Here is a 24,059-nt window from a genome sequence, read left to right as displayed (position 1 = left end):
CCCTGCCCTTCACGCAGTGAGTCGGTTAAGTGCTGTGGGCCTAGGACGCCTTCTTGCCGTTGAACAGGCCGCGCAGCGCCCAGGTGGCCACGGCGACGCACAGTGCGCACGCGCCGGCCGCGATGAGCGTCGCCACGATGCTGGCAAAGACGAGCAAGCCGATCCCGGCCCCGGCGAAGCCCACCCCGATGTAGCGCAGCCACGGGTCGGCCTGCTTGATGGTGATGTTCTGCACCGGCGCCTGGCTGTGGGAGTGCCCGCACTGGCAGTGCTGCGCCTGGTACTCCTCCACCGGGTAGTGCGTGGCCATGGGCTGGTAGACGCTCGTGGGGATCACAGGCTCGCGGGACATGCGGGGTTCTCCTCGTCGGTGGCGGGCGCCTCGGGGGCGGGTGAGTGCTGGGCGGCGGTGAGGACGTAGACGATCGCCCGGTCCCGCTTGCCGTCCTCCTCGACCCATCCCTGGGCGGCCCACTGCGCCAGGTAGGGGGCGATGGACGTGTGGTGGTTGCAGATGCCGTGCCGGACCGCCTCGGGTTTGGTCAGGCCCTCGGGTCCGGCCTTCTCCAGGGCCTGCCACAGCGGCAGCCGGTTGTCGGGGATGCGGGAGCCGTCCGGGAACGTCGGCACGGCGCGCAGCGTCGGCCGGCCGCCGCGCGGGCCTCCCCCGCCGGGCGGCCTCGGGGGCTCCGGGTCGGGCTCCGGGTGCGGCCGCGCTTCCTGGACCAGCGTCTCGTCGTACCGGGCGTGCTCGGTGGAGACGGCCACGATGTCGGCGTCGCTCACGTAGTAGCCGCGGCCCTCGCGGGGCGTGGTGTACCGGCGGGACATCACCATGTACTTGCCGGGGAGGTAGAGCCAGTCCAGGCGCCAGCCCTGCCCGTACGCGCCCCGGCCGAACACCATGTTGATGGGCTCGGGCTCGAACATGGGCAGCCCGATGCGGGTGCTGTACTGCTGGCGGGCGTCGGTACCCTTCCCGCCGAACGCCTGCTCGCTGGGCGACTGGGTCGCGGAGATGACGCGCATGCCCATGGCGCGGGCCACCTGGTTGATGGTGACCAGCTCGGCGGCCACGTCCGGGGCCTGGCGCAGCAGCTCGGCCAGCTCGTCGATGACGAGGACCCAGTACGGGCCGTGCTCGGACGTCCACTTCCGGACGGGCTCGCCGTTCGGGCCGCGCAGAGACGCCAGGTACTTCCCTCGGCGGTGCATCTCCGCCTTGAACATGGTGAGAACCTGGCGGGCCGCATCGGCGCCGTCGGCCAGGGCGAGCATGTTCCGCCGCCACGGGCCCAGCTCAAGGGCGCCCGGCTTCATGTCGATACCGAGGATCTCGGCGTCGGCGCAGGCGACCAGGTTCCCGATGATGCAGTTGATGACGGTCGACTTGCCCATGTCGGTGCCGCCCGCGATGAGGACGTGCCCGGCGACCAGGTCGAGGAACGTCTCGGTGCCGTCGGGGTACACCCCGATGGGCAGCGGCTGCTCGATCGAGGGGATAGACGGGCCCGGCCACGGCACCGTCTCGGCGAGCGGGTCGAAAGTCTGCATGAACACCAGCAGCTCGTTGGCCTGGGCGCCCTCGGCCAGGTGCAGCTTGCCCGGCAGGCCGAGGTTGGCTTCGAGCTGTTGCCGCCGGGCCTTGATGGCCTCGGCCGAGGTGTTCTTGCCGGGCGGGAGCGTCACCACGGCGTGCCAGCCGGTGTCGCTGAACCGGAGCCGGGAGACGTCCACGGCGGGGGTTCCGAGGGCGACAAGGGCGCGGCGGAGCGCGGTCTCCTCCTCGGTGTCCCCCATGACGCCGGGCATGCCGACGTTGACGCCCATGCCGTCCGGGAGCGGGCCGGTCTTCGCGGCCTTGATCTGGAGGTTGATGCGGTCGTGCCGGGTCTTGATCAGCCACGGCAGGTACGTGGCGTACGCGGCCAGGGTGACGACACCGGAGGCGATCAGGGAGGGCACGGAGGGGCCGGTGGCCGCGCCGATGGTGGTGTTGATGAGACTGCCGGTGCCCACCATGCCGATGGAGGCGGCGGGGGCGCTTTTGAACTTGAGGCCGCCCGCGGTGAGCGCGCTGGTGGCGGCGATCCCGAGGCCGTACCCGATGTAGGAGGCGGTGTTCACGCCGGCGAGGTGGTGGAGCCAGCCCAGGCAGGTCATGCCGACCGTGGCGGCGGCCGGAGCGAGTTCGTAGCGCAGGCGCCCGCACAGGCGGCAGATCGCGGCGGCCGCGCGGCGGGTCCGGCCGTGCGGGGAGCTGGTCGCGGATGAGGTGAGGTGATCGGAGTCCGGTATGAACACGTCACCTCACCTCGCCGGAGCGAGAGGGCATCGCGGGTGTTCCTTCGATTCGCGGTGGTGCCGGCGGTTGCTCTCCGCCGACGGGGTCTGGCTGGTGGGCCAGGTGTTCAGTTGTGTTACGGCTTGCGGGTGTTCAGGTCGTTCTCCGGCAGCGTGATCGTCTCGGTCCTGTCGACCCAGGCGTAGGACCATTCCTGCCGGACCGTCATTCTGTCCGCCCATGGGAACAGCCGGTGGGCGAGTGCTTCCACCGACGAGATCAGCGACGCTACGGCGCTCTCCCGCCGGTCGTTGCGGATGTTGGTGCGCAGGCCGCGCGGGATGTGGAACTCGAACGTCAGCCGTAGGACCCGTGGTACATCGTTCGTCATGAACTTCCCCCCTGATTGACCGTCAGCCCTCATTGTGCCGGTCTTTCACGGAGATTGGAAGTTGTCGCCGAGAATGATTGATCTCAGCGACAGCACAGCCTCTCGCTGACGTTGCGGCCTGCGAAGGGGAGGGGGCACGGCCAGAGCGGGCGGTGGAGCGCCTCCGCGAGGATGGCGGCGGCCCGCCAGCGAACGGCCCGCTTCTCGATCGCGGCCACAGCATCAACGCACGGCGGGTAGATCCACGGGTGGAAGACGCGGCACCGGCTCATCGAAACCGAGGCGGTGAACGGCGAAATCTTCAGGTGAGCGAACGGGTACGGGTCAGCCGTGTCCCACTCGGGCGTCTCCGTGAAGGAGGAGTCGGTGACGTAGCCGATCTCCTTCCAGGCGCTGGGGTCTGCGGGGTCAGCATCGACTGGGGCCAGGAACACGCGAGCACCGGCAGGGGACGGACGCATATCTACCGGGTACTGGGTGCAGCCCCCGCACAGGCCGCCGATGACGGGGGCCGCGGGGTGCTGCGCGCATGGCGCCGTGAGTCCGGCGGACCCGGGCGGACTCGCTGCAAGGTGGGCTTTCACTGCTGAGCCTCCATGGCGGCGAGAGCGGCGCGAAGGTGGTCGTGGCTCTGGGCCACACGGCTCTTGGTGGGCGCGAGGGAGCCGTGGGCCAGGTGCTCCTTGCAGTTGGAGCACCGCAGAACGACGGCGAGGTCGGGGTGTGCCTCCACAGCCGTCGGGCCGCACGTCGGGCAGATGAAGCGGACGGCCTGCGTCGACTGCTCCGTCGCTGGTGCCAGTGGATGGCCGTGCGGCGTCGCCCCGATCGTCGTGTCGGCCCAGGTGACCCAGGTGCCGTCGCGGACAGGCGCAGACTGGTGCCACCCGTTCGGATCTGCCTTGCCCCAGTCCGGCACGTTCGCCGCGTCATAGTGCCCGACTGGCAGGGCGCACCGCACGATGCCCTGAAGAGCGTGCACGACGGTTGCGGTGCAGGCGATGCAGGAGACCTCTCCGCTCTCGATCGCGGTCACAGAGTGGTGCCCTTCTGGAAGAACTCCCGGATGGCGGCGGCGTGGTCGCACAAGGCGCAATCCGGCACCGCCCCGTACTGGTGGCCGACGACGCTCTCCGCGTGGACCGCAGAGTGGACGCGTAGGGACTGCCGCAGCAGCTCCATGGCCTTGTTGCCGTGCTTCAGCTCGGCGTCGATCCGGGCCGCGAGCGGCGCGCCGAACGTGTAGGTCATCGGCGGCGGGGTGAAGCGCTGCACGGCCTCCCAGAACGCCTGGGCCGCCTCGTCCGGCCTGTAGCCGTCGCCGAACTCCAGTCGGCCGCCGGGGTGGATCGTGACCAGCGGGCGCCCTCCGACGCCGGGTATGGAGATGCTCGGCGGCGGCGGGTCGATGGCCGCACATCCGATGGCGTCAGCGCTCACCGCCAGGGGCCCGACGACGGCGCTGCCGCTGAGGGTCAGGTGCTCTGTCACGTCTCGTCCTCCCAGCCGGGCACCACCGTGACGGGGATGCCCTCCTGTTCCCACAGCCGGATCACGTTCGGGTTGTCGTCCCAGGCCCGCACCACCTGGTAGCGGTTCCGGGCGGAGCGCAGCAGCTCCCTCTTGATGACGTAGTCGGGCCGGTAGTCACCCCGGCCGCGCATCCACAGGCCATCGGAGGGCACGTCGTGCATGGCCAGCCACATGGACGTCAGCCGCTCCCAGCGGCGGTCCCGGCCGGTCATGATGAGCACGGCCAGGCCCTCGGCGCGGGCCTGGCGGGCGGCGTCGACGACGTCCTGGTGGGGCGGGCAGTTGATGCTGGCCGCGTGGAACGCGGTGAACCCGCCCGGCCCCTTGGTCAGGTGGCGGATGTCGGACACGTCGCAGAGGGTGCCGTCGACGTCGAAGATGACGGCCGGCGCGAGCGCGGTTGCGGTCGTCACTGGCTCGCCCTCCACGCGTTGTAGACGCTGACGCACCGCACGGCCTTCTCCGTGCACGGCTGGCACGACCGGTTGTGCCGGTGCCCGGAGCCGCATATCGCCGCGGCGAGGGCGTCGACGGCCCCGGTGGAGGTGATCCGCAGCCAGGTCGACGACTTCTTCAGGTGGTCGTCGCAGGCGCGGGTCTTACCGGGCCAGGAGTTCTCGCCGCAGGCGATCAGGGCGAGACGCTGCTCCAGCTCGGCGCTGGTCGACGGGGGTGCGACGGTGGCGGTGCTCATCGGTTGCAGTCCTTCGGGGCATGGGACTTGAAGTGGGCGATGACCGTGAGGTCGGTGCCGGTCTGCTCGTAGGCGGTCATCAGCTGGCAGGCGGTGCACCGGTAGGCGAGGAACCTGCGCAGCGGGTTGGTGGCCGAGAGCGGGTTGCCCTGGCGGCCGCTGGTCATCTCGCCGTGCTCGGTGTCGCCGCACCACTCGCACGCCGGGTCGTAGCGGCTGAGGACCGGGGTGGGCTTCCACGCCGACCAGGTGATGCGGCGGCCGGCGTGTTCGGCCGGCAGCGGCGCCTCGGCGTAGGTCTGCGGGGCGGGAACCGCCCACAGGTGTCGGCCGGCCCGGTCGGGCTCCGGCTGCGGCAGTTCCTCGAGGACCCCGGCGGGGACCCGGGCGGGCTTCACCGGTTCGGGTTCGCCGCGCAGCGCGCGCAGGCAGGCCGGGCAGATGGCGCGTTCGGTGACCGGGCCGGTCCACGGCCGGACGCCGGGCGCCTGGTCGACGTCCGGCTGGCACTCCAGCGCCACGGTGAACATCGGCACCCGCGGGGCCACGGTCCCGGCGGCACCGATGTGGAGATCGGGGCGTCCGGCGGCGCGTACGACCAGGCGGCTGTCCCACTCGGGGACGGCCGCGGTCTCCACCGCGAGGGCACTCACAGCTCGCTCCCCGGCCACGCCGGGCGTAGCCAGTCGGGCACGACGACGAGGAAGACGTGCCGCATGCAGTCGGAGCCGACCATCAGCCGCTCCGACACGGTGGGAAGCCACCGTCGAGACAGGCGGCCCTCCCCGCACGCCGGGCAAGGAATCGACCAGCGGACCTCGACCGGCCGGCCCACGGCGGGCGCCGGGTAGAGGGGGAACCCGGCCTGCATGGTGAGCCCCTCGGCCGCATTGCCCTGGAGCAGGATGTGGACGAGCTGCTCGTCGTACAGGGAGGCATAGCAGTCGGCCGGCATGGCGGCCGCGACCGCGCTCATCGGGCACGCCCGACGAGGAGCGGAACCAGCGTGACGGCCTGCTGCCGCTCCCGGTACGCCGCGCGGCGCTGAGTGCACACCGCACGCCGGGACCGGCACAGCGTCCCGGCCGGGGCGCGGCAGGTGTCGCACGGCACCGAGTAGGCGCCGTGCCGGAACCGGGCGAGCGTCTCGTGCGCAGCGTCGTGCGCGGCGTCCGCGGCCGGGGAGGGGATCACGACGGACAGGGCGGCCATCAGGCGGTTCCCTCCGCCGGACGCGGGGGGTTGACCACGATGAAGCCGTGACACCGCAGGTCAATGACGAGCTGCTGCTGCGATATGTAGTAGTCGGTGTCGGTCTCCCGGCGATGGCACTCGGGGCATTCGACCTGGTTCTGCGGGCCCTCAACTACGGGACGGTGGCTGAGGTGGTCGACGCCGTCGAGAAGGTCGCGGAGGTCGGGGTAGTTGACCAGTCCGGACGTCGTCGCGCTGATTTCGTCGATGGGGAAGTAGGTCTTGTCCTGCTGCGGCAGGCGCATGAGGCAGAACTCGTGCGCAGGGGAGCCGTCTTGGAGGGGCGGCCCTTCAAGAAGACGAACAGCCGACCCGAGGACGACCTTGCGAGGCGGGAGGGGGGTGGGGGTGGTCATCACACGTCCTTCCGGGCCGAGACGACGGCGATGTGGGGACGGGCGTCCTCGGGGACCTGGTTGCCCAGCTTGTACGGCCAGAGGTGCTGGTCGTTGGCGTCGCCGCTGCGGACGTAGATGGCGGTGCCCCGGCCGCGCTCGGTCGAGTCGCCCCAGGCGATGGGCAGCGTGAGCGTCTTGACCGGCCCCTGGCCGGTCGGCCCGTGGAACGGCATGATCGCGCCCTTGAAGGGGCCGTTGCGGAACTGGACCAGGTACTGCTGGTGCTGACCGTCGATCTTCTGCATGGCGAGTCGCTTCTGCAGGGCCGCCCAGTTGAAGACCTCCACGCCGGTGGGGGTCGGGTCGAGTCCGAGGACTTCCCGGAACGCGGCGATGGTGGCGAGGAGTTCGCTGTACGCGGCCACGGGGAAGTCGTCGCGCCAGCGGTCGCGCAGCAGCGAGCAGGCCGCCTTGTCGGCGATCTCCAGCAGGTGGCTGTCCACCACGTCGGGGTCCATGTAGGTACCGGAACGGGTGAACGCCGCGGCGGCCACCTTGAGCATCTGCTCGCGGGGGTCGACGTGCGGGACGGGCGTGCCGTTGGCCTCGTAGACCTGGAGGGACGACAGCTTGACGGGCGGGGTGGTGCTCACGGAGGGGCATCTCCTTGTGCAGTGCGGGAAGGGCCGCGAAGGCCCTCACCCTTCAGTACGACAGAACGCCTGTACCTGTTACGTTTTCCGCGTTTGGGCAGGTCAGGCAGGTGTGATGAGTTCGGTGATGACCAGGGTCATGCGGGCGTAGCCGGTGCTGACCGGGGCGCCCATCGCGGGGAAGGGGCCGAGGAGGTGCTCGTGGTCGTCGTCCGGGAGGAGGTGGCGCTCGCGCGGCTGGTGAGGGTTCGGGGTCACCAGTCCGTCGACGTACGCCTTCGCGGTCGGCGCCCAGTTCCCAGGGTCGCGGGACCGCCGGATGGATCGGGGGTGCAGGACGTAGAAGATCGCCGCGCGCTCCAGCCGGGGCAGGCGGTGCACGCGTGCCATCTGCACGGCGTCGGTGCGGAGTTGCTGCCGGATGGCGTGCTCGGGCCGCCAGTGCAGCCGCTGGTTGCTGTCGAGCATCTTCTCCGCGTACGGCATGAGGATGCTCCAGGTGCGCCCGACTCCGGACAGGCCCGCGAGGAGGGGCTCCAGTGCGGGCGGCTCGGGCACGGAGGGCGGGCCGGGGTCGGCGGCGGGCTTCTTGGTGGCCGGCTTCTTCTTCGGCGCGGCCGCCGGGGCGCCCTTCCCGGCCTGACGGCTGGCAAGCAGGGCTTTGTACTGGGCTGCGGTCATCCGGGCAACCATCGGGGTCAGCCCTCCAGGGCGGCGGTACCGGTGTCGGTCAGCCGCCAACGGTCGCCGCGGTGACCGTCTTGCGTCGCGCTGTACGTCTGCTCCTTGCTCACCCAGCCCTTGGCCTCCAGCTTGAGCATGGCGGCGTCGACCTTCCGGCCGAGGTGTCCCCAGGCGCCCTTGCTGCGCTGGCTGGTGTCCCGGATGGTGGCGGGGCGGCGCGCGACGTGGAAGGTGAACACGGCTCCGTCGCGGACCAGTTGCAGGAGTCGCCGCTCGGCGGCCGTGGGCGGGGCGGGTGCGTCCAGCGCGCGGACCTGCTCCATGTAGGTGAGGCAGCGCCGGCAGTTCGCAGGGTCGTCGACGGGGTCGCTCAGGTGCAGCGGGTCTGCGCGGCCGGGCGTCTCGCACAGCCCTCGGCCGGGCAGGTGGCGGCGTGAGCGGCCGGACACCAGCTCGGCGTTGGGCACGGCGTGCCGCAGCGCCCCACCGACTCCGGTGTGCCGGGTGTTGGCCCGCACGGTGATCTCCACCCCGGCGGCGGCTACGAGGGCGTCCCACTGTCGGCGCTCACGGTCGCGGCGCTCGGCCTCCTGCTGCTGCCGCTTCCGATCGCGGGCGGCGGTCTCCTCGCGGGCCTGGACGACGGGGGCGGGCAGGGGCGGGTCGATGCCGAGTTCGTCGGCGTGCACCAGGTGCCAACCGTCGGTGCTGGAGACGTAGTGAATGCCGGGGAAGCTGTAGCCGAGGACAGCGGTGCACCAGTCTCCCCCGCGCCGGGAGGCGACCTCCTCGAACCGGCGAAGGTCGTCGGGTCCGAGGAAGCCCCGGCTCCGGGACTCGGCGTCGACTCGGATCTGCTGGTACAGGCCGTAGGCGGGTTCGGGCTCCGGATTTTGGCGCAGGGGGATGCCGAGGCTTCGCCTCATGGGGTGTTCCTTCGATTCGGGGTGGGCTGCGGCGGTTGCTCTACGCCGCGAAGGGGTGCCACAGGGGGCGTTTTACGGTCGCGCGGTGTTGGTGCCGCGCGAGGGGGCTGAGCGCAAAATCGTTCTCAGCGAAGAATCGAACTGTTCGACTAGTGCCAGTGGCGGATCACCAGCACGGCCACGAGCCACGCGGGGGAGAAGATCCCCAGCAGGTTGACGAAGTCCATGACCTTGCCGTCGCCTCCGCGCAGCGCTGCCATCGTGGTGTTCCTCTCGGGGCGTGATGGGGGTGAGGGTCAGATCGTACGGGGCAGGATCGCGTCGATCGACGTATCCCAGGCGCGCCCGAACCAGCGAGCGGCGGCACCGAGTTGGCCGGGCAGGAACTGCGCGAGGAGAACGCCGGCGGCGACCGTGAGGGTGAGCGCGAGGTGTGCGAGGACCCAGAGCGCGGCGGCGGCGCCGAGGCCGGCCGCGAAGGCGAGCGCGTGGAGAACGGGCGGAACGATCGCGGGGTGGGCGAGGGCCAGGAGGCCGAGGGCGTAGGCGACGGTCTTGACCGGCTTCGGCATGGCGGGTGTTCCTTCGGTTCGGGGTGAGGTGAGGCGGTTGCTCTCCGCCTCGGGGAACACCATACGAGGTTACTGGCGAGTAGCCGACAACAAATTCAATTGTTGTCGGTAAAGTTGGCGGCACGTCAGAACCACCACACGAGGGCGGGGTACGCAGGGCCGTGAAGCGATGGGAAGACATGGACGACTGGGAGGTCCTGGCCCAGAGGGTGAGATGGGCCGGGTACGAGGCGCGCAACGTCGAGGACTTGGTGCGCTTTGCCGGCGCGCAGAAGGCCGGCGCCCGCGTCATGGAGGGCGTCGAGAAGAAGCTGGCCGATCACAACATCGGCCACCTGCCGACCAAGCTCCCGACCGACAGCACGCGCCGCGTCCTGCTCTACAGCAAGGAACACAACGGGGTCGGCTACCTCCTGAGCCTGGTCCACGAACTTGCCCTCCAGGAACCGGCGGACGAGCGGAATGCGACGGTGCACCTCCTGGACTTTGCCCTCAGGGAAGTCAACTCGTTGAAGCTGAACGCCGACGCTAGAGGGGTGAACCGGCCGTGGGCGCCACAGGCATGAACGCTGAGCAGTGGAACAAGCTGTACCCGATCGGGACCCCCGTCATCGCCTACCCCGGCTGCCGGCCCGAGGACCACCCGAACGATGAACGGCTCGTCACGAAGACACGCAGCCGCGCCGAAGTCCTCGGGGGCCACACCGATGTGGTCTGGGTCGAGGGGCACGGCGCGTGCATCGCCCTCACCCACGTGGACGTCGTTTCTGGAGATGATCGTGGCTGAGGCCCAGACGCTCGCGGAGCGGACCCGCAAAAGCGTGCTCGCGGCCTTTGGGCTCGTCGAGGACGACCCGCTGGGCCAGGCTCTCGACTCCCTCTACCTCGCCGCGCGCGCCGACCGCGAGGCGGGCGAAGCTCGCGTTCTCGGTGACTTGCAGGCCGTTGAACACGAGGTGACGGAGTCCCTACTGCCGCCTGCGCTACGCGCTCCTGGCATCCACTTCGCGTACTGCCGGGAGGCGTGACTCATGGACCCGAACACCATGTACAGCGTGGACCTGAGCGGGCCGCCCGTCGCGCTCGACATGCAGGCGTGGATGGACGACCGGGACAGCGTGCCGCGGGTCGTGTTCGCCGCCACCCATCGGGTGGAGACGTTCGGCACAGACGGCGGCCGCGGCCCCGACCCGTACCTTGAGGGCCTGCGCACCGGCGGCTGGGCGCTGCTCGACGACTTCGCAGGCTGGGCCGACCCGGCGCCTGGCTGGTCCGCCGTCCTCGACGTCGCCACCGACGAGCTGACCATGTCCAACTCCGCCGGTGAGGCGTTCTACAGCGGCACGCTGAACAGCTCCCCCAGGTGGCGGAAGGAAGCCCGCAAGCTCGGGATGTTCATCGCGCTCGCCGGGGACTTCGCCGACCCGGTCGGCTGCTCCGACGCTGCGCTCCGAAGCCAGCTCTACGCGATGCTCTGCCCTATTACCATCAACCGCCCCGGTAGGAACCCGTGAACCATCCGATGCACGACCCGGCAGGTCCGCACCCCATCCCCGCTGACGCGATCACCGCAGGACAGATCCCCTCCGGCGCCATCCAGACAGGCAACGTCCTCGAGGACATCCGTAACCGGGAGCCGTACGCCGTCGAGGCCGTCATCCTCCACGCGCTCGCGGAGTTCAGCATGGGCGGCCCGCCGATGGGCAAGGAGGAGGCCCGCCGCTGGCTGAGCCTCTACCTGCACCAGGTCGCCGAAGGCCGCTCCCCCGTAGACCCCGGGGTGCAGACGAGCACGGGGGGACTGAAGTGACCGAAACCGAGAAGACCGCCCGCACCCCGCACCCCCTCTACACCGTGGAGTCCGCCCTCGCCTGGTACACCTTCATCGCCGACCGGCTCGCCGACGACCTGCGCACGGGCTACCCAACGGCCGACAGCGGGTCTGCCGTCGGGGATTACCAGGAGGACCTGAAGACTGCGCAGTGCGCGCACCAGAGGTTCACCGACGCATGGCAGCGCCGGGACCGGTACGAGGCCAAAGACGCGTGGTGGGAGCTGAAGAACATCGCCGGCCAGTGGAGCAGCCACACCGACTTCCCCGAGCCGGTCTCCGACGGCACCATGCCGTGCCCCATCCCGTCGGACGACACCGGGCACCCCTGCACCAAGAAGATCCCTCGAGGTTGGACGGCATCGGAGGGGCACGGCGGCGGGCACTTCTGGCAGTCACCGAAGGTCGCCGAGCTGGAGAAGGCGGGCGTCCACTATGACGCTGGCCAACTGCTGTCCGGCCAGCCGGCGAAGTACCACCTGCCGAAGGACTGCACCCCCGACTGCTGGAAGTGGAGAGACCGGTGACGGTGGAACGACGCGCGAGCGACCTGCCGATGGTGCTGCCTGGGCTGGAGCTTTCGGCGGACGAGGATCTGGTCTTCCGCTATGAGCAGGCGCCGGACCTGCCCGGCCCCGTAAAGGCCGTAGGCATCAAGGACGGGCCGGTAACCGAGGCATGGTGCCCCCAGTGCCAGGAGACCACCACGGCGATGGCCCAGGACAACATCGTCGCCTACGCCCCCATCCTCGACGGACCGCGGAGCCTGTGGCCCGGTCATCAGATCGCCGGGCGCCTCCTCACCCTCACGCCCTGCGGCCACGCCTTCCGGGTCATGGAGGGGCAGTCCATCCTCCAAGTTCAGTGGGCGGAAGCGTGACCCCGGACGATGAGGAGATCGTCACCGCCGAGATCGTCGACGACGGCGGCGCCCTGGCGGTCATCGAGGAACCGGCGCCGCGGCCGCTCGTCGACGCGCACACCGTGCTGTTCCCCGGCGAGGAGATCCCGACCACCGACACGCCGGGTGTGACGTACAGCGAGCGGGATCTGCACGTCAGCGAGGAGACCGCCGAGGCGATCAAGAAGGCGCGGGAGGAGGAGTCGCCGCCGCGGCGTACGGCCATGCGCCTGTTCGAGGCGTGGTGCGCGCAGGAGGGGCGAGTGGCGAAGCCGTGCACCACGGCGACGTACACCGAGTACGGCCGCCACCTGATGCGCAAGCAGCTCAAGGTCACCACGATCAACAACTACATGTCGCTGATCATGACGTCGATGCCGCCGGGGAAGCGGCCCGACAAGAGCATCTTCAAGTCCCTGATGGTGCAGTACCGGAAGAAGAACAAGCGGGCGCTGCGCCGCAAGGAAGCCTTCCCGATCACGCTGGCGTACCTCATGCCGATGCTGGCCAAGGCCGACGCGGCCGACCGGCCGATCGCCTGGCGGGACTCGGCGATGATGGCCTTCGGGTACCAGTTCCTCGGGCGAAGCGTTGAGGACGTCGACTTCGACATTGAAGACCTCACCATCCTGGACGACCGGGTGATCGTCTGGCTGGCCGAGGACAAGACGCACGACGACGAGCAGACGATCGTGCTGCACGACCGGACGGACCTGCGGCTGGTGTTCCGGCTGCGCCGCTGGCTCGGCTACCTCCAGCAGCAGGGCATCACCAGCGGCCCGCTGTTCCGGGAGGTCAAGCGGAGCGGCAAGGTCGCCTCGTCGGAGACCCGCGCCAAGACGGCCACCAAGCGCGGTGACTACCTGCGCCCGCAGACCGTCAACGAGCGTGTGAAGTTGTGGTTCAAGGCCGCCGGACTGGTGACGGACGGGCGGCCCGTGTCCTCCCACAGCCTGCGTGCCGGCGGGGCCACCGACCTCGGTATGAACAACGCCACCGAGGAGGAGCTGGAGGACGCCGGCCGCTGGCGGCGGGGCTCTCGCATGCCCCGGATCTACGTGCGCGCGGCCAAGGACGCCAACCGGAACCGGTTCGCCAAGGTCCCGATCTACGACCCGGACGCCCAGGAACCCTCGGCGTAGGCAGACTCGCGCAAGGCCCGCACGGCAACGTGCGGGCCTTGTCGGCGTCAGGCGTCCAGGACGGCTACCGGGTTGTCTCCGAGGTAGCCGAGTCGGGCGTCGACGGTGGCCTCGGCCTCGCGGAGACGGCCGGTGTGCGGCTGCTCGGAGATCCGGCCGTGCTTCGTACGGCACGGTTCCCCGTCGCCCGCCTGGCACGTCGGGGTCTCGCACTTCGTGCGCAGCACCTGCTTGTCGACCTCGGCGTCCCGCTCGCGGCGGCGCCGCGCACTGGCGGCCTTGGACTCCCAGCCCAGCCCGACGCCCTTCATCGCCTCCGGGAAGGTGGTGGTCTCCTCGCCCTTCTTGACTAGGCGGGCCCCCTCCCGGGCGAGCAGGTCGAGCTGATTCTCGGTGGGAATGATCGCAGGGCCACCGAAGTCCTCGCGGTCGCTGTCCCGCGCGGCCGCGCCCCATCCCTCGCCGCGGTGGGGGAAGTGCTTGGCGAGCGGGATGCCGCCGTCCACGATCCGGGCGAGGCGAGCCATGCGCTCGGCCTGCCCACGGTGGCTTCCGGCATGGCCGCGCAGGCTCTCGATGAGCGAGTCCAGTTCGACCGGCGTCTCCGGGGTTTCCAGGGCACGGGCCAGTTGGCGGAGGCGCAGGTCGATCGCCGCCAGCTCCACGGCGGCCTCGGTGACCGTGATCCGCTTGCCTGCCCGCAGGTCGCTGGTGTCCGCCTCGGCGGGGGTCTCGTACAGCTCGTCGCTCATGGTCAGTTCCCTTCGGGCAGGTCGTGGGTCAGAACTTCCAGGCCCGGCGGCGCGGTGGTGGCGAACGGGACGGGAGGCTCCGTTTCGAGGTGGAAGGTGCGGCCCCAGGCGGGGCCGGCCAAGCTGACGTAGCCAGGGCCGGGAGGGGCGGGGGACAGGGTCACCCGATGCAGCCACGCCTCCTTGTATCGGGGCAGCCGCGCGGGCATGCAGGGGTCCCACAGCAGCAGGTCGTAGCCGCGCTCCGAGGTGGGCGGGAGGACCGGCAGTTTCTCGTCGGCCAGGCGGAGGATGTACCTCTCGCCGCCGTGGGCGTCGGCGTCGGCGACGACGAGGGCGAGTCCGTGCACGGACAGGTCGAGGTATTCGTCGGACGGCTGACCGGCGGCGGTGTACGGCGTGATCCGGGCTGCCGCGAACTGGAAGAACGGCGTCATGAGGGGGTCTCCGGTCCATCGAGGTCCAGGGCGGTGTTGCCGGTGTCGAGAGCGAAGTACCAGCGGTCACCGGGATAGTCGCGTGCTCGGGTGACCGTGAAGTTGGCGCGCAGGACGTCCATCACGACCTTCGCGGTGTTCTCGTCGGCGCGAAGCCGCACCTCGGCGATGCCGGGCAGCGTCTCCCGGTCCTCCTGGCGGTCGTCACGGTCGCGGCGCGGGCGCCGGGTTCCGGCGGCCATCAGGCGAACGCCACACGCGCGACGACAGCCAGCAGCCTGCCCGCGTTGGCCTCGGCCTTCAGCGCACCGGGGGTCTCGGGTTCGGGGACCGGGCCGACGACCAGGACGTGCTGGACGCGGTCGAGCAGGTCCCACCAGGCCGCGGGGAGGCTCACGGACTCGGCCGCCCGCCACAGCTCGACGGCGTCGTCGCCGTCCGGCCCGACATGAACGAGGCCCTGCAAGGACCGGTCGGCGATCCGGGCGCGCACCCGCCACAACGGGTCCATGTGCGGCATCCCGTGCAGGCCCCAGTGCTCCCAGTCGGTGCGGGCCTCCAGGTCTTCGATTCCCGCGTCCTCGGTTTCCGGGTACAGCAGGAGCATCGGCATCGGATGACCGTCCGGCCCGGTCGTCTTCATCGGCATCACGCCGTAGTTCGGGGCCAAGTGGTAGGCGTCGACGTCACCCAGGTCAAGGTCATCGAGCGTCACCACGTTGATCCCCGCCTTGCGGAACGCGTCCATGGGGTCGGCGGGGCGCTGGCGCGGTGGTGCCTGCGTGAGGCGGTCGGCGAGGCCGATGCCGGGGCGGCTTGTCCCCGACATGGCCCAGAGGTCGAGCGTCGCATCGAGCAGATCGGCGGCCGCCGTCTCCTCCAGTTCCTGCACCGCCCGAAGTGCCGTCTCTGCGCCGGCCGTGAACGCCTTGCCGTGCGCCTGGTCGATCCATTCTCGGGCGGCTCCCCCGGTAAGTGGGGTGGGCGTGCGGACGGCGTCCGGCTGGGTGAGGAACATGGTGCCGGCGAGTCCGGCGAGGGTGGCCCGGTGCGCGACGACCTGCTTCCCGATCGACTTCTGGCATGGCATGCAGGCGGCCCAGCACGCGGCGACGAGCCGAGTGGCCAATGCGTCGTCAGCTTCCCAACCGGGCACGTAGGGCATCATGCCCGCCAGCAGGCCGGTGTCCGGCTCGGGATGGTTGTGCAGGGTGTTGGCGGCCGCCGACGCGTGGGCCGCTCCGGTACGGCGCGAACGCTGCTTCGCGCGCTGCTTCTTGCCGTGCTTCTTGACCACGAGTCTCTCCTCGGTGGCGCGCAGCGGTTACCCATGACCCGTTGCACGCGGAGAACTCGGTGGACCTGCGCGGGCATACGGAGGTACGTCGTCGAAGACGAGGTGATGGTGCTCCGCACTGATGCGCTGGGACCGTCTGTCCTGGCACCTTCGCCTCAGATCGCTCCCAGTCATGGGCTGAGGCTGGCTTGGGCCTGTGCGTGGCCGTGCAGTTGGCACCATACCGAAAGCGGCCGACATCAGGTAGCGCCTCGCGCCTCTGCGCCCCCTCGCGCGCGGGCGCGCCGTCGGGGTTCGACTAGGAGTGCGCCGCCACCACGTCGGCGAACTCACGGCACTGTCGGTCGGTGAGCGTGAAGGCGACGACCACTCCGAAGCCCCCGTCCAGGCTTGGCTTCGCGGGCACGCCGAGGGCGAGCAGGCGGCGGGCCTCGTCCGGCGCGCAGCGCAGGGTGACCATGCCGTCGGGGCGCATGCCCCAGTACGCGCCTGGGCGGAACCCCAGTCGGCGCTCCAGGGCGAGCAGCAGCCGCTCACTGCCGGCCTGCGGGCCGTCCTCCACCACGATGCCCTCCACCACGGCGTCCAGGTGGGCCTCGAAGGCGCGGACGGCCTCCGGGTCAGGCGGAACGGGTCGTGCTAGGGGGGCCTGCTCGGAGCAGGGGATGCCGTTCGTCCATCGCAGGCGACTGTCACAGTCGGCGACCCGCACCTCGGTACGGGCTTCCTCGGTCAGGGCGGCCGTCATGCGTTCCCCGGTGCGGGCGTGCAGGAGGTCGTGACTCCCCCGGCCGGACACCCACAGGGAGAGCACGCACCCGTCCGCCGTCACGTCCAGGCCCGTAAGGCGCAGGTTGGCCATCAGGCGGTGCAGGGCCGGGTCCGTCGCGCGGTTGTCGGCGGCGCGGGACTTCACCGTGCGCCACGTGGTCCGGAACAGCTCGGCCAACTCGCAGCAGATGCCCTCGACGGTGTCTTCGCTGCGCCGGTCGTCCGGATGCCAGTGCCAGCGGACGGTCTCCGCGGTGAGCCGAGGAATGTAGGGCATGGCAGTCAGGCTATCCCGCACGGAGGGAGGTGATGATGGGGGCGGCCTCACGGTTGAGGTGGTCCGCAACCAGGGCGAGGGCGCGGCGGGCCTCCTCGTAGAAGGTGGGGCCCTCAAGGGCGGTCGGGGTGACCAGGGCCCAGTCTCGGCCGGGGATGCGCACGAGAGTCGTGGTGAGGATGGCCTTGGTCACGCTGCCATCGGTCTCGGGCTCTGCGAGGCTGCGGAAGTTCTCGTCAACGCCGTTCTGGAACCGGGCCGTCTCCCAGTCCCTCCACTCGTACGGGATGCGCGGGCCGGTGAGGTGGTGCTGCTGGAGCGGTAGCTCGATCTCCGCGTACAGGGCTCCGTCCCAATCGTCGCGGCGCAGGGCGATGCTGAACAGGTCTGGCCGGAACCGGACGTAGCCGGGGCTCAGGATGGGCCCGGTGGCGATCGCCCAGGCGTCGATCGCAAACCGCACGGGGTCCATCTCGTCGTCCCACTGGGACGCTGCGAACCGCTTCTGGTTCTTCTTCAGGTAGGTCTCGTATCGGGAGCCGCCACGGAAGTCGGCGTACTCGCGGTCGTACTCGTCGTCGACGGCCACCAGGCGGTCGACGTTCCAGGCCAGTGCCACGGACGGAAGCCTTTCAGGGGTCAGGCGGAGAAGGTGCCGCCGGGCGCGGTCGGACCTGGCAGGTGGATGGCGGCGAGCGCCGCGTCCACTTCGGCCAGGGCAGCCCGCAGGATCATCATGGAGCCGGTGAACGCCAGCGCAGCCCATCCGGCGGTCCGTGCGCTGGCCGGGGTGGCGGTGAAGGCGCGGGAGACCCAGCGGGCGCCGGCGTCGTCCTCGTCGACGTATTCGGAGGACTCCAGTGCTGCGATGGCGGCGGGCAGTTCGTCGGTACCGAGCGGCCTGAAGTCGTCCACGTCCTTGGCCATCTGGACCACTGCCGCGCACGCCTCTTCCACGCCCATCCGCGCCTCGGCCAGGCGGCCGTATCCGGCGCCCAGCACCTGGTCGATGCGGTCCCTGTTCATCGGCCCTCGCTGTCGGCTTCGGTGAGCGGGCCGTAGTGGTAAGCGAGCTGCTGCCAGGTCTGGTCTTCGCCGGCGCGGGCCTCGTAGTCGCCGGGCCGGAAGCCCACCATGCGCCACATGCCGCGGTTTGGGCCGCTCTTGAGCCGCTTCCACCGGTCGAGGTCGCCGTCGAGGACCTCGGCGGGGCCGGTGTCGCCCGGGTCGTTCTGGTCGGCGAGCGACCAGTGCCTGCGGCCGGGGTGTGTTTTCGTCCGCTCCTCGTAGGCGGCGACCTGCGCCATGGCGTCGCGCCCCCTGGCGGGCGCCTCACGTACGCGTTCGAGGTCGTAGGCGTCGGCGAGGGAGGTCAGTTCTGCCATGGTGGGAGCCTACGGGCCCCACAGGACTCAGCGGGCGTAGTCGTGCTGAATCCGGTCTCGGGTGACGACAGTAGTGACGGCCTGGTCGAGGGCGGCGAGGAACGGATCGCGGGCCGCGTCCAGCACGGCGGCCCGCACGAACTCCTCGACCGGCTGCCCGGCGACGGCCGCCGCCCGCTCCACCTCGACGCGTTCAGCGGCCGTGAGGGACGCGAAGAGCGGTGCGGGACAGGCGATATCCATGCGGGGACCGTACCAGCGTCCTGGGGGCGCTCAGGCGCCTTCCAGGCGCGCCTAGTCGGGTGCGGCCAGGGCGCGCCGCAACGTCTCCCACCTGGTGGGGATCAGGTCTTCCTCGGGAACGCCGGCGGCGTCCTGCTTTCTCTGGATCTGGTCGGCGACCTTCTTGTAGAACCGGCTGATGCCGCGCCGGTTGATGGGGACGCCGTAGTCGGCGGCGGGCGGCACGGCCAGCCAGAGCTGATCGGGGACACCGCCGCGCAGTCGGGTGATCAGCTCGGTGCGCAGCTTCAGCCACTCGCCCATCAGAGCGCTGTCTGCCTCGTCGAGGGTGGCCGTGTCGGCTTCCGGTCTCTCCCCGCGGTTACCGCCCTGGGGCATCCGGATCACGGTCACCGTGTAGAGCCCGCTGGCGTCCGCGACGCAGTCGGTCGTCCCCATCACCTCCAGTTCCCCGATGCGGGGCTTGAGGCGTCGCATGACCGCCCACATGGCGCGGCCCCGGACCAGGGACTCCGAGGAGAACGACTCCACCCACTCCTCGCCGCCCTCGACGAGATGCCGTTCGGCCAGCTCGTCCAGGTGGCTGGTGATGAGGTCGGCGAAGTCCGGACGGGTCCGGCTGAGCTTCTGCGGGAGGGCCGGGGGGATCGTGAAGGGGACCTTGGCCTCGCGGGCGATCAGGTCCAGGCAGAAGATCCGGATGCGTTCGGAGGCGTCGCTGCTGGTGGGGTCGGTGGAGACGGTGGGCATGGTCCGCAGGAAGCCGCTGCGGCTGTAGGCCAGGTAGGCGCCGACGGCGTCCTCGGCGAGGAGAGCGGCCAGGGATTCCCCGGCGGTCTCGGACAGGCCGAGCGGGAGCGCGGTGGTGAGTTCGGCGGCCACCCATTCGATCTGCTGCAGCCGGGCGGCGGACAGGAAGCGCGGCGAGGCCCGGTGCAGCCGTCGGAGCCGGCCGACAACCTGCTCCAGCTCGACGACAGCGGTCGCGGGCGGGGGCACGACGGTGAGCGTGGCCGCCGTGTCGGGGCGGCCGCTGCCGGCGTTGAGGCGGTGGGCGGGCGAACTCATGACACAAGAGTGTGCCTTGTCCGGTCGGCCCGGGTGGAGGTGCGGCCAGGATGGGCTCGTTCTCGCCCGTGCCCGGTCAGCCGTCGATCACGGCCTGGAGGTCGCGGCGGGCATCCTGCACCCGCTCCTGGTGGAACGCGGCCGAGCCGTCCTTCAACCGAGCGTTGCACGACTCGCCGGGTGCTGCGCCGCACCGGCGGCAGACGCGGGCCTTGACGAGCGCAGGCGGAACCGCGCGGGTGTTCGCCGACCTGGTTGGGGAGCCAGGATTCCCGTTGCTGCTCTTGCGCCGGTTGTTCTCCTTGGCGGCCTCGGACTGGGCGGCCCGCGAGGCGCGCTCGGCCTCGGTCGGGGGGCGACGGCGTGCGGCCAGCTTCTCCTCCCGGACCTGGGCCCCCTTCTGCACGGCGGCCTTCACCTGATCGGGGGTGGCGTCGCTCTGCCCGTTGACCGCCCGGTACAGCTCAACCCGGGCGCGGTGCCCCTGCCGCATCGTGCACGGCTCCCCCACCGGCCGGCCGCAGCCGGTGCACTCCACGGTGAGGAGCTGCTTCATCGTGGGCATCAGACGCGGCTTCGGCTTCTTCCCGGCCGGCGGCTTCTTCCGCCGCTGCGCGGGCGGGGTGCTGCGCACGGCCCTCTGCGGGGCCTCGACGTCCGTGGTGCCGTCGGCGCGGGTGATGGTGACCGGCCCGGCCGGTGGGGTGCTGTAGGACCGCAGGTTCGGGGTGGCGCTGTAGTGCTGCCCGGTGCGGCCTCCGCTGCCGTGACGGCGTGTACGACGTGACACAGGTGCCCTCCGAAAGTCGTGCGAGGCCCTCGGGCACGGGCCGGGGAGAGGACCAGCCGGTGCCCAGGGTGGCGTGATCGTAGCGCGGCGGCCGCCGTCAGTTGAGCAGACCGCGACGGCGACGGCGGTTGATCGGATCGGGCTCGTACAGGGCGAGGAGCGCGGCCTCCGCACGGTCGGGGGACTTCATGCCGCGGGCCTTCATCGTCTTCTTCGACTCGATGATGCTGTACCCGGCGGTGTTCGACCCGAGCTTGGGCGTGGAGAGCTGGATGCCGGCCTGCCGGTCGACGCGGAGCCGGAGCCGTCCGGTGCCGGTGGACGGGTCCGGCTGCAGCAGCGCCCTGGTGGCGAGCCACATCTCGTCCCGTTTCCGGTACGGGCGCATCACGGCGCCGGGGTCGTCCTGGCTGGGGCTCTCGGACACCATGACGCCCACGATCTGGGCCTGGTGGGTGCCGTTGTCGGCCCAGACCTCCAGCATGCTGGTCGCGCCGTGGCCGATGCCGTTCTTGTCGACCTTCACGCGGACGGGGTGCGGGGACTTCAGGGCATCCGCCAGGCGCTGCGCGGCGCGGATCTCCTCGAGCACCTTCTCCGCGACCTTCACCTGGTTGTCGTTGGCGGTGCCGGAGCTGGCGTGACGCATCTCCACGGCGTCGCCGACCACCCGGTAGATGGTGAACTCATCGCCGCCGTCGGCGGCGACGTCGACGCCCAACCGGACCCAGGCCCCTTCCTTCACGGTGTGCTTGGCGGTCTCGCCTTCGAGGCCGAGGTCGCATATCCGGTGCCAGCCGGGTCCGGTCGGGTCGTCGTTGTTCTGCGCGTCCTCGACCCAGGTGACGGGGATCGCCAGGCCGCCGCCGCCCTTCGGGAACTTGGCGTGCACCTTGGCGATGACGTACGGGTGGTCCTCGCCGTACTCGCGCAGGGTGCGGTCCACCCAGTCCTGGTCGGGGAGGTGGATGGCGAGGGAGTGCCGGGGTACGCCGTCGGGGCAGTCGTTGCAGAACGGGACGCGTTCGCGGGTGATCGCCGGGGAGTCGAACGTGGCGATGGGGATGGTGACGGTGGACGGTTCCTCGGGGTCGTCGCCTTCCTCGCACAGGGTCTCGAACCAGGACCGCGGGTCGTCCATCGCGGGGTTGCCGATCGCCAGCATCCGCGCGTCACCGGTGAGGAGGTTGTTCGTGCCTGCGCCGATCATGCGCGCGATGCCGCCGGCCTCGTCGACGACGATCAGCAGCTTCGGGGTCCCATGTATGCCCTGCATTGCGGCTTCGTCGTTGTCCGGCGCGGTGAAGCCGTACGCCACGAGAACGTCGTTGCCCCACTGGTCGGGCATCTTCCACTGCGTCGTGTCGCAGTAGCCCGGCAACCCGGCTCGGGCGACCGTCTTGCGGATGTGGGGCCAGAGCTGGTTACGGACCTGCCGGAACCGGGTCGCGGTGGTGACGATGACCATGGTGCCGGGGGCGTTGACGGACCCGGCCCAGGCGACGAGCCTGCCCGCGATCCACGTTTTTCCGACGCCGAATCCGGCGGGGACGGCCACCCGCTTGTGGAACGGGACCGCGTCGACGATCTCCCGCTGCTTGCCCCAGATGCTTTCGCCGAGGACGTCCTCGATGAACCCGGACGGGGTGTCCGCCCACAGCCCGTACATGGAGCCGGTGGCCCGCTCGACCTCCCGCATGACGTACGCCCGCTCACGGCCGCCCATGTCGTGCTTGAAGGCGTGCCGGCGGGCCTTGGCGGGGGCGCGGAGCAGGACGTCGGCGACGTTCGCGGCGTCCTTGGAGGTGACGCCGGGCTGGCGGGCTTTGCGCAGCGCCTCGCTGGAGGGCGTCACGCGCCGCCGGGCGGGGGACTGCGGTAGGGACATGGCCCGGAAGGTGCAGTCCGTGGGGGGTTTGTGTCGCGGCCTGGCCTGGGGTCCATGCCCAGACCCGTGGCCAGGCCGCGTGTTCCGGCGGGACCGCAGACGACTCGCTCCCCCTGTGCAGGGAGGCGGTCCGGGCCGGAAGCCTGGGCCTCTCGGGGCGATGGCTGCGCGCCGTCACGGTGTGGGGAGGGAGGCGGTGCTTGCGCCTGTCACCCCGAGAGGCGGCCGGTGTTGGGGAACCGGCCTCACCCTGTAGTACGACAGGGCGGCAGGTTCTGTTACACCGTGCCCGCAGACACCGTCGAGAGCCGCTTCAAGGAATCGCCGACCCATGCGGCCCAGCGCTGCCGCTCCCGGTCACGCCGCATCTCCTCCCGGAACGCTCGTTCGAGGCCGGCCTCGGTGATCCACGGCGTGCCGAAGTCGATGATCGGCGGCGGGGCCGGGGCGTCGCCGGTGAGGACGCCCGGGTCGATACGGGCGACGATCAGCTCCAGCTCTGCTGGCCGCGCCCTCCGGGCGGGCTTCTCCAGCTTCTCCTCCTCGTCGGCGCTCAGCGTCACACCCCAGCGGCGGACGTCGAGCGGGACCAGGCGGACCCGCCGCTCGGCGGGCGGCGCGGGCGGACCCTCGGTCGGCGGGTTCAGCATCCGCAGGACGGCCTCCAGCAGGCAGGAGGGGCAGTTGCACGCGTTGACGGGCGAGGGGGTGCTCTCCGGGCCTTCCGCCTGGTCGGCTCCGGCGCTCTCCAGCACTCCGCGGATGTCCGGCACCGCCTCCGGCTCGACCCGCTCCTGCTGCTGCTCCTGCTCGGCGTTGCGCAGCGCGGTCCAGAACTTGTCCACGTCCTTCTGCACGTTGGCCTGGATCTCGGCCGGGAGCTGGTACCAGTGCGGGAGCTGGCCGCCCTGATCGGCGACGTCGGCCCGATGGATGTCGTAGAAGTGGCGGGCGAGGTTCTGCGGAGGCGTGGTGTTCATCGTCATGTCTGGTGGAACGTCACCCGCCCGGATTTTGCGACACCTCTCCCCTGCTGCTGCTTGTGGTGCGCCGCTTCGGCGCCGGAGCGCGGAGACGAAGCGAGACGAGATGCCCGCCGATGCCTGAGCGAAGCGAAGGCATCGGAACTACTTCATTGTGTTACTTGATCTTGTTACTAAAGGCGCCTGATCCTCCGGGACCCGGCTTTCCGGTGGCAGGTTTCACCGGCGCCGGATTATCAGGCGCCGGTACCGGGGCCTGATAATCCGTCCCCGGTCCGACCTGGGGCAACACGAGAACCGGCCCCGACTATGCGTCGGGGCCGGCGAGTTGGAGGCGGGTAAGCCGTCAGGACTTCCGGGCCTTGCGGGCGAACTTGAGGTGTTCGCTCATCAACTTGTTCGTCTGCCCGGTGTGAGCCGCGACCTGGTGCACCGCCCAGTCGTGCTTCTCCACCAGCTCGAGAGCCGTCCTCCGGAAGACGGGCAGGGCGGCCTTGCGGCGGGCCTTGGCCTCCTCGATGACGAGGGACGCCTCCAGGAGCTGCTTCCCCGGGGACTTCTTGATGTGGCGGACGTTCATCTGCTTGGCGAGCGCGTTCATGTCCGCGTCGCTCATGTACGCCGGGAGCGTCTTCCTCGCCGCGGAGCCGTACACGGCGTACCCCAGCAGCCTGCGCAGCCCGTTCTTGTTGACGCCGGCGATCTGGCTGAGCTGCGCGCCCTCGATCAGATCGTGCAGGTAGAGACTGGCGAGCAGCTCGTTACGGGTGTCGGCGTAGGTGGCGATCTCGATGTCGGCCTGCTGGATGATCTCTGCAGCCAGCTGGACGCGGTCGTCCAGGCGCTCGACCCGGTCCAGGGCCTGGACGACGTCCCTCTCGGCCTTCTCGCGCAGAGCGTCGTAGTCCGGAGCTTCGATGTTCAGCCTGTTGGCGATGCGGGGCATGGCGGGGCTCCGTGAGCGG

38 protein-coding genes are annotated in these 24,059 nt (G+C 70.6%); 8 read left to right on the top strand and 30 right to left on the bottom strand.

From position 1 onward, the window contains the following. Window positions 1–40: 40 nt before the first annotated feature. From EV284_RS32300 to EV284_RS32225, 16 genes are all read right to left on the bottom strand, one after another. Complete coding sequence (locus EV284_RS32300) at window positions 41–352, bottom strand: hypothetical protein (RefSeq protein ID WP_130340537.1); 312 nt, start codon at window positions 350–352, stop codon at window positions 41–43. Further along, on the bottom strand, window positions 334–2,304 hold the full coding sequence (locus EV284_RS32295) for an FtsK/SpoIIIE domain-containing protein (protein WP_130340535.1): 1,971 nt from the start codon (window positions 2,302–2,304) through the stop codon (window positions 334–336). Before EV284_RS32295 ends, EV284_RS32300 begins: the two co-directional genes overlap by 19 nt. A gap of 116 nt (window positions 2,305–2,420) precedes the next feature. Next, window positions 2,421–2,675, bottom strand: coding sequence for a hypothetical protein (locus EV284_RS32290; RefSeq protein ID WP_130340533.1), 255 nt, complete (start codon window positions 2,673–2,675; stop codon window positions 2,421–2,423). Window positions 2,676–2,758: 83 nt separating this feature from the next. Continuing rightward, the gene (locus EV284_RS32285; protein ID WP_130340531.1) at window positions 2,759–3,109 is read right to left on the bottom strand and encodes a hypothetical protein; all 351 of its coding nucleotides are present in this window, start codon (window positions 3,107–3,109) and stop codon (window positions 2,759–2,761) included. 146 nt (window positions 3,110–3,255) lie between these two features. Next, window positions 3,256–3,711 (bottom strand): hypothetical protein, encoded by a 456-nt coding sequence (locus tag EV284_RS32280; protein ID WP_130340529.1) that lies wholly within the window; start codon window positions 3,709–3,711, stop codon window positions 3,256–3,258. Continuing rightward, a complete protein-coding gene (locus tag EV284_RS32275) occupies window positions 3,708–4,166 on the bottom strand; it encodes a hypothetical protein (protein ID WP_130340527.1) in 459 nt (152 codons plus the stop codon). The genes EV284_RS32280 and EV284_RS32275 overlap by 4 nt, the downstream gene beginning before the upstream one ends. Further along, window positions 4,163–4,621: a hypothetical protein gene (locus EV284_RS32270; protein WP_130340525.1), complete on the bottom strand. Its 459-nt coding sequence runs from the start codon at window positions 4,619–4,621 to the stop codon at window positions 4,163–4,165. Before EV284_RS32270 ends, EV284_RS32275 begins: the two co-directional genes overlap by 4 nt. Beyond that, window positions 4,618–4,902: a hypothetical protein gene (locus tag EV284_RS32265; RefSeq protein ID WP_130340523.1), complete on the bottom strand. Its 285-nt coding sequence runs from the start codon at window positions 4,900–4,902 to the stop codon at window positions 4,618–4,620. The genes EV284_RS32270 and EV284_RS32265 overlap by 4 nt, the downstream gene beginning before the upstream one ends. Further along, window positions 4,899–5,555, bottom strand: a complete 657-nt coding sequence (locus EV284_RS32260; RefSeq protein ID WP_130340521.1) for a hypothetical protein — start codon at window positions 5,553–5,555, stop codon at window positions 4,899–4,901. Before EV284_RS32260 ends, EV284_RS32265 begins: the two co-directional genes overlap by 4 nt. Next, window positions 5,552–5,878 carry a hypothetical protein gene (locus EV284_RS32255; protein WP_130340519.1) on the bottom strand — a complete coding sequence of 109 codons (327 nt, stop codon included), beginning with the start codon at window positions 5,876–5,878 and terminating at the stop codon, window positions 5,552–5,554. The genes EV284_RS32260 and EV284_RS32255 overlap by 4 nt, the downstream gene beginning before the upstream one ends. Next, window positions 5,875–6,114 (bottom strand): hypothetical protein, encoded by a 240-nt coding sequence (locus EV284_RS32250; protein ID WP_130340517.1) that lies wholly within the window; start codon window positions 6,112–6,114, stop codon window positions 5,875–5,877. Before EV284_RS32250 ends, EV284_RS32255 begins: the two co-directional genes overlap by 4 nt. Continuing rightward, window positions 6,114–6,401 carry a hypothetical protein gene (locus tag EV284_RS32245; RefSeq protein ID WP_130340515.1) on the bottom strand — a complete coding sequence of 96 codons (288 nt, stop codon included), beginning with the start codon at window positions 6,399–6,401 and terminating at the stop codon, window positions 6,114–6,116. The genes EV284_RS32250 and EV284_RS32245 overlap by 1 nt, the downstream gene beginning before the upstream one ends. A gap of 110 nt (window positions 6,402–6,511) precedes the next feature. Then, complete coding sequence (locus EV284_RS32240) at window positions 6,512–7,147, bottom strand: hypothetical protein (protein WP_130340513.1); 636 nt, start codon at window positions 7,145–7,147, stop codon at window positions 6,512–6,514. Between the two features lie 102 nt (window positions 7,148–7,249). Then, window positions 7,250–7,828, bottom strand: a complete 579-nt coding sequence (locus EV284_RS32235; RefSeq protein WP_130340512.1) for a hypothetical protein — start codon at window positions 7,826–7,828, stop codon at window positions 7,250–7,252. A gap of 17 nt (window positions 7,829–7,845) precedes the next feature. After that, window positions 7,846–8,757, bottom strand: coding sequence for a hypothetical protein (locus EV284_RS32230; protein WP_130340510.1), 912 nt, complete (start codon window positions 8,755–8,757; stop codon window positions 7,846–7,848). Window positions 8,758–9,053: 296 nt separating this feature from the next. After that, complete coding sequence (locus EV284_RS32225) at window positions 9,054–9,329, bottom strand: hypothetical protein (RefSeq protein ID WP_130340508.1); 276 nt, start codon at window positions 9,327–9,329, stop codon at window positions 9,054–9,056. Between the two features lie 179 nt (window positions 9,330–9,508). Between EV284_RS32225 and EV284_RS32220 the strand changes: the two genes are divergently transcribed. Genes EV284_RS32220 through EV284_RS32185 form a run of 8 tightly spaced genes read left to right on the top strand, consistent with a single transcriptional unit; the run spans window position 9,509 to window position 13,203 of the window. After that, entirely contained in the window at window positions 9,509–9,895 is a 387-nt protein-coding gene (locus EV284_RS32220; protein WP_130340506.1) for a hypothetical protein, read from the top strand. Further along, on the top strand, window positions 9,892–10,116 hold the full coding sequence (locus tag EV284_RS32215) for a hypothetical protein (protein WP_130340504.1): 225 nt from the start codon (window positions 9,892–9,894) through the stop codon (window positions 10,114–10,116). The genes EV284_RS32220 and EV284_RS32215 overlap by 4 nt, the downstream gene beginning before the upstream one ends. Next, complete coding sequence (locus tag EV284_RS32210; protein WP_130340502.1) at window positions 10,109–10,357, top strand: hypothetical protein; 249 nt, start codon at window positions 10,109–10,111, stop codon at window positions 10,355–10,357. Before EV284_RS32215 ends, EV284_RS32210 begins: the two co-directional genes overlap by 8 nt. 3 nt (window positions 10,358–10,360) lie before the next feature. Then, entirely contained in the window at window positions 10,361–10,843 is a 483-nt protein-coding gene (locus tag EV284_RS32205; protein WP_130340500.1) for a hypothetical protein, read from the top strand. After that, window positions 10,840–11,139: a hypothetical protein gene (locus tag EV284_RS32200; RefSeq protein WP_130340498.1), complete on the top strand. Its 300-nt coding sequence runs from the start codon at window positions 10,840–10,842 to the stop codon at window positions 11,137–11,139. Before EV284_RS32205 ends, EV284_RS32200 begins: the two co-directional genes overlap by 4 nt. Then, window positions 11,136–11,687 (top strand): hypothetical protein, encoded by a 552-nt coding sequence (locus EV284_RS32195; protein ID WP_130340496.1) that lies wholly within the window; start codon window positions 11,136–11,138, stop codon window positions 11,685–11,687. The genes EV284_RS32200 and EV284_RS32195 overlap by 4 nt, the downstream gene beginning before the upstream one ends. Next, window positions 11,684–12,040: a hypothetical protein gene (locus EV284_RS32190; protein ID WP_130340494.1), complete on the top strand. Its 357-nt coding sequence runs from the start codon at window positions 11,684–11,686 to the stop codon at window positions 12,038–12,040. Before EV284_RS32195 ends, EV284_RS32190 begins: the two co-directional genes overlap by 4 nt. Further along, window positions 12,037–13,203 carry a tyrosine-type recombinase/integrase gene (locus EV284_RS32185; RefSeq protein WP_130340492.1) on the top strand — a complete coding sequence of 389 codons (1,167 nt, stop codon included), beginning with the start codon at window positions 12,037–12,039 and terminating at the stop codon, window positions 13,201–13,203. The genes EV284_RS32190 and EV284_RS32185 overlap by 4 nt, the downstream gene beginning before the upstream one ends. Before the next feature lie 47 nt (window positions 13,204–13,250). Here the strand turns inward: EV284_RS32185 and EV284_RS32180 are convergent, their stop codons facing one another. The 14 genes from EV284_RS32180 to EV284_RS32115 all read right to left on the bottom strand — a co-directional run bounded on the left by EV284_RS32180 (window position 13,251) and on the right by EV284_RS32115 (window position 24,040). Continuing rightward, the gene (locus EV284_RS32180) at window positions 13,251–13,955 is read right to left on the bottom strand and encodes a hypothetical protein (RefSeq protein ID WP_130340490.1); all 705 of its coding nucleotides are present in this window, start codon (window positions 13,953–13,955) and stop codon (window positions 13,251–13,253) included. A 2-nt stretch (window positions 13,956–13,957) separates the two neighbouring features. Further along, window positions 13,958–14,392 carry a hypothetical protein gene (locus tag EV284_RS32175; protein ID WP_130340488.1) on the bottom strand — a complete coding sequence of 145 codons (435 nt, stop codon included), beginning with the start codon at window positions 14,390–14,392 and terminating at the stop codon, window positions 13,958–13,960. Further along, window positions 14,389–14,634, bottom strand: coding sequence for a hypothetical protein (locus tag EV284_RS32170; RefSeq protein WP_130340486.1), 246 nt, complete (start codon window positions 14,632–14,634; stop codon window positions 14,389–14,391). The genes EV284_RS32175 and EV284_RS32170 overlap by 4 nt, the downstream gene beginning before the upstream one ends. Then, window positions 14,634–15,689: a hypothetical protein gene (locus tag EV284_RS32165; RefSeq protein ID WP_130340484.1), complete on the bottom strand. Its 1,056-nt coding sequence runs from the start codon at window positions 15,687–15,689 to the stop codon at window positions 14,634–14,636. Before EV284_RS32165 ends, EV284_RS32170 begins: the two co-directional genes overlap by 1 nt. 298 nt (window positions 15,690–15,987) lie before the next feature. Then, on the bottom strand, window positions 15,988–16,737 hold the full coding sequence (locus EV284_RS32160; protein ID WP_130340482.1) for a hypothetical protein: 750 nt from the start codon (window positions 16,735–16,737) through the stop codon (window positions 15,988–15,990). Between the two features lie 10 nt (window positions 16,738–16,747). Then, on the bottom strand, window positions 16,748–17,356 hold the full coding sequence (locus EV284_RS32155; RefSeq protein WP_130340480.1) for a hypothetical protein: 609 nt from the start codon (window positions 17,354–17,356) through the stop codon (window positions 16,748–16,750). A 20-nt stretch (window positions 17,357–17,376) separates the two neighbouring features. Then, the gene (locus EV284_RS32150; RefSeq protein WP_130340478.1) at window positions 17,377–17,763 is read right to left on the bottom strand and encodes a hypothetical protein; all 387 of its coding nucleotides are present in this window, start codon (window positions 17,761–17,763) and stop codon (window positions 17,377–17,379) included. Then, window positions 17,760–18,122 (bottom strand): hypothetical protein, encoded by a 363-nt coding sequence (locus tag EV284_RS32145; protein WP_130340476.1) that lies wholly within the window; start codon window positions 18,120–18,122, stop codon window positions 17,760–17,762. Before EV284_RS32145 ends, EV284_RS32150 begins: the two co-directional genes overlap by 4 nt. A 27-nt stretch (window positions 18,123–18,149) precedes the next feature. Then, window positions 18,150–18,365: a hypothetical protein gene (locus tag EV284_RS32140; protein ID WP_130340474.1), complete on the bottom strand. Its 216-nt coding sequence runs from the start codon at window positions 18,363–18,365 to the stop codon at window positions 18,150–18,152. 51 nt (window positions 18,366–18,416) lie between these two features. After that, on the bottom strand, window positions 18,417–19,433 hold the full coding sequence (locus EV284_RS32135; protein WP_130340472.1) for a hypothetical protein: 1,017 nt from the start codon (window positions 19,431–19,433) through the stop codon (window positions 18,417–18,419). Window positions 19,434–19,509: 76 nt separating this feature from the next. Beyond that, window positions 19,510–20,223, bottom strand: a complete 714-nt coding sequence (locus EV284_RS32130) for a hypothetical protein (protein WP_130340470.1) — start codon at window positions 20,221–20,223, stop codon at window positions 19,510–19,512. Window positions 20,224–20,320: 97 nt separating this feature from the next. Continuing rightward, window positions 20,321–22,111, bottom strand: a complete 1,791-nt coding sequence (locus EV284_RS32125; protein WP_130340468.1) for a hypothetical protein — start codon at window positions 22,109–22,111, stop codon at window positions 20,321–20,323. A gap of 278 nt (window positions 22,112–22,389) precedes the next feature. After that, window positions 22,390–23,097, bottom strand: a complete 708-nt coding sequence (locus EV284_RS32120; RefSeq protein ID WP_130340466.1) for a hypothetical protein — start codon at window positions 23,095–23,097, stop codon at window positions 22,390–22,392. 343 nt (window positions 23,098–23,440) lie between these two features. Beyond that, entirely contained in the window at window positions 23,441–24,040 is a 600-nt protein-coding gene (locus EV284_RS32115; RefSeq protein WP_130340464.1) for a hypothetical protein, read from the bottom strand. Window positions 24,041–24,059: the final 19 nt, after the last annotated feature.

Origin of the sequence: Streptomyces sp. BK022, from assembly GCF_004217355.1 — a bacterium.
GTDB classification, from domain to species: domain Bacteria; phylum Actinomycetota; class Actinomycetes; order Streptomycetales; family Streptomycetaceae; genus Streptomyces; species Streptomyces griseoluteus.
This window is presented reverse-complemented; position numbering and strand designations above follow the sequence as displayed.

Coding starts and splice junctions, on each gene's coding strand:
- EV284_RS32300 (WP_130340537.1), bottom strand. CDS start 352: ATGTCCCGCGAGCCTGTGATCCCCACGAGCGTCTACCAGCCCATGGCC.
- EV284_RS32290 (WP_130340533.1), bottom strand. CDS start 2,675: ATGACGAACGATGTACCACGGGTCCTACGGCTGACGTTCGAGTTCCAC.
- EV284_RS32265 (WP_130340523.1), bottom strand. CDS start 4,902: ATGAGCACCGCCACCGTCGCACCCCCGTCGACCAGCGCCGAGCTGGAG.
- EV284_RS32255 (WP_130340519.1), bottom strand. CDS start 5,878: ATGAGCGCGGTCGCGGCCGCCATGCCGGCCGACTGCTATGCCTCCCTG.
- EV284_RS32250 (WP_130340517.1), bottom strand. CDS start 6,114: ATGGCCGCCCTGTCCGTCGTGATCCCCTCCCCGGCCGCGGACGCCGCG.
- EV284_RS32245 (WP_130340515.1), bottom strand. CDS start 6,401: ATGCGCCTGCCGCAGCAGGACAAGACCTACTTCCCCATCGACGAAATC.
- EV284_RS32235 (WP_130340512.1), bottom strand. CDS start 7,828: ATGACCGCAGCCCAGTACAAAGCCCTGCTTGCCAGCCGTCAGGCCGGG.
- EV284_RS32230 (WP_130340510.1), bottom strand. CDS start 8,757: ATGAGGCGAAGCCTCGGCATCCCCCTGCGCCAAAATCCGGAGCCCGAA.
- EV284_RS32225 (WP_130340508.1), bottom strand. CDS start 9,329: ATGCCGAAGCCGGTCAAGACCGTCGCCTACGCCCTCGGCCTCCTGGCC.
- EV284_RS32220 (WP_130340506.1), top strand. CDS start 9,509: ATGGACGACTGGGAGGTCCTGGCCCAGAGGGTGAGATGGGCCGGGTAC.
- EV284_RS32215 (WP_130340504.1), top strand. CDS start 9,892: ATGAACGCTGAGCAGTGGAACAAGCTGTACCCGATCGGGACCCCCGTC.
- EV284_RS32205 (WP_130340500.1), top strand. CDS start 10,361: ATGGACCCGAACACCATGTACAGCGTGGACCTGAGCGGGCCGCCCGTC.
- EV284_RS32180 (WP_130340490.1), bottom strand. CDS start 13,955: ATGAGCGACGAGCTGTACGAGACCCCCGCCGAGGCGGACACCAGCGAC.
- EV284_RS32175 (WP_130340488.1), bottom strand. CDS start 14,392: ATGACGCCGTTCTTCCAGTTCGCGGCAGCCCGGATCACGCCGTACACC.
- EV284_RS32170 (WP_130340486.1), bottom strand. CDS start 14,634: ATGGCCGCCGGAACCCGGCGCCCGCGCCGCGACCGTGACGACCGCCAG.
- EV284_RS32160 (WP_130340482.1), bottom strand. CDS start 16,737: ATGCCCTACATTCCTCGGCTCACCGCGGAGACCGTCCGCTGGCACTGG.
- EV284_RS32150 (WP_130340478.1), bottom strand. CDS start 17,763: ATGAACAGGGACCGCATCGACCAGGTGCTGGGCGCCGGATACGGCCGC.
- EV284_RS32145 (WP_130340476.1), bottom strand. CDS start 18,122: ATGGCAGAACTGACCTCCCTCGCCGACGCCTACGACCTCGAACGCGTA.
- EV284_RS32140 (WP_130340474.1), bottom strand. CDS start 18,365: ATGGATATCGCCTGTCCCGCACCGCTCTTCGCGTCCCTCACGGCCGCT.
- EV284_RS32135 (WP_130340472.1), bottom strand. CDS start 19,433: ATGAGTTCGCCCGCCCACCGCCTCAACGCCGGCAGCGGCCGCCCCGAC.
- EV284_RS32125 (WP_130340468.1), bottom strand. CDS start 22,111: ATGTCCCTACCGCAGTCCCCCGCCCGGCGGCGCGTGACGCCCTCCAGC.
- EV284_RS32120 (WP_130340466.1), bottom strand. CDS start 23,097: ATGACGATGAACACCACGCCTCCGCAGAACCTCGCCCGCCACTTCTAC.
- EV284_RS32115 (WP_130340464.1), bottom strand. CDS start 24,040: ATGCCCCGCATCGCCAACAGGCTGAACATCGAAGCTCCGGACTACGAC.